This window comes from Variovorax sp. 01N429 (assembly GCF_056399425.1).
The window spans coordinates 1-694 of the sequence record NZ_JBFTRG010000056.1 but is presented as its reverse complement, the minus strand read 5'-3'; the positions used below and the strand labels follow the sequence as shown (position 1 = coordinate 694).

The 694-nt window shown below is 71.3% G+C and carries 1 protein-coding gene; it reads right to left on the bottom strand.

Features of this window, described 5'->3' with window-relative positions; genetic code table 11:
• On the bottom strand, positions 1-694 hold a 694-nt coding region (locus AC1DSF_RS30535), incomplete at both ends, for a sigma-70 family RNA polymerase sigma factor (protein WP_478184058.1).

Here is a 694-nt window from a genome sequence, read left to right as displayed (position 1 = left end):
GCCTTCGAGGGCCTGGTCCTGGTAGCCGAGCCGGTCGGCGAGCGTGCGCTCGTCGGTGCCGTCGGTGGCGTCCAGCGACGACGGCGCGTAGGCGTTGGTGGCTTCCAGGCAGGCGACCACTTCTTCCTGCGTGACCTGCAGGTATGCGGCCATCTCCGCKACGGTCGGCGCCCGGTCGTTGGCCTGCGACAAGGTCTCGATCGCCTCGGAGAGGGACAGCCACAGTTCCTGGACCCGGCGGGGGACCCGCAGGGACCAGCCGCTGTCCCGGAAGTAGCGCTTGATCTCGCCGMTGATSGTCGGCATGGCGTAGGAGGGGAACTGCACGCCGCGGTCGGGGTCGAAGCGGTCGATGGCCTTGATGAGGCCGATGGTGCCGACCTGGACGACGTCCTCGTGCGGTTCGTTGCGGTGCCGGAAGCGGTTGGCCGCGTAGCGGACCAGCGGCAGGTTCTGCCGGATGAGCTGGTCGCGGACGAAGGTGTGCTCGGGGGTGCCGCGTTCGAGGGTGGCCAGGCGGGCGAAGAGCGCGGCCGACAGCTTGCGGACGTCGGAGCCGGCGCCGTCTTCGGCGTCCGTCCCGCTGTCGAATCCGGCATCGGGCGAGCGGGCGGTGAACGGTCCCGGGTCGGCGGCGGACCGCCGCCCGGAAGGGACCTCGGGGGGAGTGCGAGGTGCCGGTTCGGACTGATCG